4 protein-coding genes and 1 pseudogene are annotated in these 3,713 nt (G+C 56.1%); 4 read left to right on the forward strand and 1 reads right to left on the reverse strand.

The window, feature by feature from the left end:
* The coding region (locus IL252_RS17200; RefSeq protein ID WP_208628624.1) for an integrase core domain-containing protein at positions 1-119 on the forward strand (119 nt) is incomplete at its 5' end.
* A 98-nt stretch (positions 120-217) separates the two neighbouring features.
* Complete coding sequence (locus IL252_RS17205; protein WP_208629044.1) at positions 218-1,192, forward strand: NAD(P)-dependent oxidoreductase; 975 nt, start codon at positions 218-220, stop codon at positions 1,190-1,192.
* A 160-nt stretch (positions 1,193-1,352) separates the two neighbouring features.
* Here the strand turns inward: IL252_RS17205 and IL252_RS17210 are convergent, their stop codons facing one another.
* Positions 1,353-2,633 (reverse strand): nucleotide sugar dehydrogenase, encoded by a 1,281-nt coding sequence (locus IL252_RS17210; protein WP_208629045.1) that lies wholly within the window; start codon positions 2,631-2,633, stop codon positions 1,353-1,355.
* 135 nt (positions 2,634-2,768) lie between these two features.
* On the opposite strand from IL252_RS17210, the gene IL252_RS17215 reads away from it, so the two are divergent.
* Both IL252_RS17215 and IL252_RS17220 read left to right on the forward strand, forming a co-directional pair.
* Positions 2,769-3,464 (forward strand): acylneuraminate cytidylyltransferase family protein, encoded by a 696-nt coding sequence (locus IL252_RS17215; RefSeq protein WP_208629046.1) that lies wholly within the window; start codon positions 2,769-2,771, stop codon positions 3,462-3,464.
* A gap of 65 nt (positions 3,465-3,529) precedes the next feature.
* A pseudogene (locus IL252_RS17220) lies at positions 3,530-3,713 on the forward strand (ISH3 family transposase); the annotation flags it as partial.

Genomic DNA, 3,713 nt, shown 5'->3' on the forward strand with positions numbered 1-3,713 from the left:
GGCGGGGCAGTCAGTCGAGCGCCAGACAGTGGTTACAACGCTTCAGACACCATTACAACCACGAACGACCCAACCAAGCACTCGACGGTCGAACGCCAGCTCAGGAGGTCCAGAACTAGACAGTGCCTAGTCAAGAATGGTACTACTTTCTGACTGTTGCTGATGAGCCCCGTTGCGGTACATTCAAGAGAGCAGGCAAACTGGCTTCCGATAGTAGATGTCGCAGGATATTCTCGTTACCGGTGCGGCAGGGTTCGTCGGGCAGCATCTCGTCGAGACCCTGGTTCGGAAGGGTCATCGGGTCACCGCAGTCGACATCAGGCACGATCCGGATCTGGCTTACGACGAACACCTCGGTGACAACGCCGAGTACCTCCGGGGCAGTATTCTCAACCGGGACTTCGTCGATAACGTCGTGTTCCCGACGCCACACGCATACGACAAGGTGTTTCACCTCGCGGCGGTCGTCGGTGTCGACAGGTACGTCGACATCGATGATCCGCTGCACATAGTCAACGTCAACATCAATGGGACGAGACGGATTCTGGACCGAATACGAGGAACGGAGACGGACTTCGTCTACACAAGTACAAGTGAGGTATACGGCCGGAATCCGGATATCCCGTGGAAGGAAGGCGCTGACCGTGTCCTCGGGCCGACCACTGTCAGCCGCTGGAGCTACAGTTCGACCAAGAATGTCTGTGAGCATATGATCCACATTCTCGCAGAGAACGACGAACTCAACGCGAGTGTGGTTCGTCCGTTTAATCTCTACGGGCCGTATCAGCGCCCGAGCTTTGTCATTCCGAAGTTCATCCAGATGGCACTTGACGGCGAGCCGCCGACGGTGTACGGCGATGGGACGCAGAAACGGTGTTTCACGTTCATCGGCGACTTTATCGACGGCATCATCGCTGCCTCGGAGCGATCACAGACGGTCCCACGAACGTTTAATCTCGGTGGAACCAGAGAAATTGAGATACAAGAACTCGCAGAGGTTATCGTCGATGCGGTCGGTCTCGATGCCGAACCAGTGTACACCGAACCAGAAGCCGAACTGAACGGCGATTACGATCAACCCGACCGACGTATCCCGGATATCGAACGGGCCAGAGAACACCTCGACTGGGAACCGACGACACTGCTGTCTGAAGGGGTCGAACAGACAGTGGAGTCGATGCGGTCGAACTGAGAGCAGGTCGTTGTCTACCGGCGTTGTCTGGAGCACCGCTCGAGTAGTGAGGGTCGACGAGACTCGTTCCGAGCTAAAGACCTCATACAGATCATTATACGTCGTCACCAGATCGGACTACTACAGTGTACAGTCGACCGGAAAAACGCTATGAAACCGCTCAGAGTCGATAGATATTGTCGGCGTCGTAGTTTGCTGTCGCGTTGCGCGTGTCGAAGATGAGGGAGGATCGGTCGACGATCGTCTCGATTTCGATTTCGGGATGATTGGTGACGATGAGTGTACAGTCCACTGATGCGAGCAGGTCGTCAGTCAGTTCCACGGAGGTGTATGGCCCGACATCGTTGACGTTCAATCGCGGCACGTACGGATCGTGGTATGTGATCGATGCCTGGGACTTCTCGAGCCCGTCGATAATGTCGATAGCTGGTGATTTTCGGGTGTCTGGGACGCCGGACTTGTACGCCACCCCGAGGATGAGAATCCGAGATTCAGACAGGGCGATCCCGCGTTCGTTGAGAACCTCTGTCAGGCGCCGAACGATGTACTCGGGCATCTCTCGGTTCGTCCTGTCAGCGAGATCGACTAGCGGCGTATCGATCCCGTTCTGCCGCGCACGCCAGGAGAGGTAGATCGGATCGACCGGGATACAGTGCCCGCCGAGACCGGGGCCTGGGTAGAACGGCATGAATCCATAGGGCTTCGTTTTCGCTGCCTCGATGACATTCCAGAAGTCGATACCGAAGTTGTCGGCCACCTTCACGAGTTCGTTCACGAGGGCGATATTGACGTTTCTGAAGGTATTCTCGAGAATCTTCGTCATCTCGGCTTCCGTCGCGGAGTTGACCGAGACGACCGTCTGGAAGATATCCTCGTAGAGTCGTTCTGTCTGTGCCTGACACGAAGCCGTAACGCCGCCGACGACTTTCGGGATATCTTCGAGATCGTACTGCTCGTTTCCTGGATCGATCCGCTCAGGTGAAGATGCGAGATATATGTCTTCACCGACGGTAAAGCCGGCGTCGGTGACGATCTCTCGAATGAGATTCTCCGTCGCACCGGGGTAGACCGTGCTTTCGATGATAACTGTCGTCTCCGGCGAAATGACCTCGACAAGTTCGTCGACGGCCGCAACGATGTACGAAATGTCGGGCTGTCCAGACTTCTGGAGCGGCGTCGGAACGCACAGCGCGATGTGGGTCGCATCCGAGAGCCGTTCGTACTCCGTGGTAACTGTTACTCCATCATCAACTGTCGCTTGAACGTCTGATGATGGGATGTCGATGATGTACGATTCACCAGATTTGAGGGACCGAATTCTCTCCTCGTCGATATCGACACCGACGACATCGTACCCTGACTCAGCGACACGGAGTGCAAGTGGTAAACCGACCTCACCGAGGCCAACGACGCCAAACACTGGGGGGTTTTGCTCTCCCATATGGTTCTACAATTGGCTGTATCTATTGTATTCCGCTATTTGAACTTCCCGATACAGAGGATGTCAAAGAAACACCTCACGTGGGCACTCCAATCCAAACGAAAAAGATAGATCGAGTGCTTAATGTCTGTACTGATGGATATCTTTGCGATTGTTCCTGCACGTGGTGGTTCGAAACGGGTCCCCCGAAAGAACATTCGTTCGGTAGGCGGCAAGCCCCTAATCGCACACACGCTCGAACAGTCACGTCGGGCATCCGAGATCGATCGAACGATCGTCTCGACCGACAGCGAGGAGATTGCCACCGTGGCACAGAACCACGGCGGTGAGGTACCGTTCATGCGACCTGCAGAACTGGCGACAGACGAGGCGAGTAGCCTCGACGTCGCTCGACACGCTCTCGACTGGGTCCGTTCTGAGGGCCACGATCCCGACGTGCTCGTCCTCTTACAGGTCACGACCCCGTTGCGCACTGTCGAGGACATCGACGGTGCAATCCGGACACTTCGAGACGATCCCGATGTGCAGTCTGTCGTTAGCGTCTCAGAGTATGAAACGCCGCCACACTGGGCGGTCGAGTGTGAGGACGGCTACCTCCGACCACATTTCGACGCGGAGACGCTCTGGGGAGAGGACGTGAAACGGAGCCAGGACGTTCCCACGCTATACCACCCCAACGGCTGTCTGTTCGCGGTCGAGACCGAACAGTTCGACAGCGAAGCGACGTTCTACACGGACCAGACAGCCGCGTACGAGATGCCTCGTGACCGATCGCTGGACATCGACGAACCCTTCGATCTCGAAATCGCACGGGCCCTGTTAGGTGAGTGATTCCTCGCGAGACAGACTCAGTACTTCACAAAGCCGGTTAGTTAGAACGTCTGCTTGCTGAAGATGTGTCCAAACAGCAGCAGCAAGCAGACAGTGAAATCCACGAAGACCAGCTCCTTAACTTCCTCGTCAACCGACTTGACGAGGAAGTCTCTCTGAGCCTCGCCAACAACGCTGAAATCGACGCTGAGGACATCTACGAGGTCCTCGTCGGCGCATGCGCCGACGGGACCTCGGTCTCTACGCTGT

It is taken from the genome of Halomicrobium sp. IBSBa (genome assembly GCF_017612575.1).
Taxonomy (GTDB): Archaea; Halobacteriota; Halobacteria; order Halobacteriales; family Haloarculaceae; genus Halomicrobium.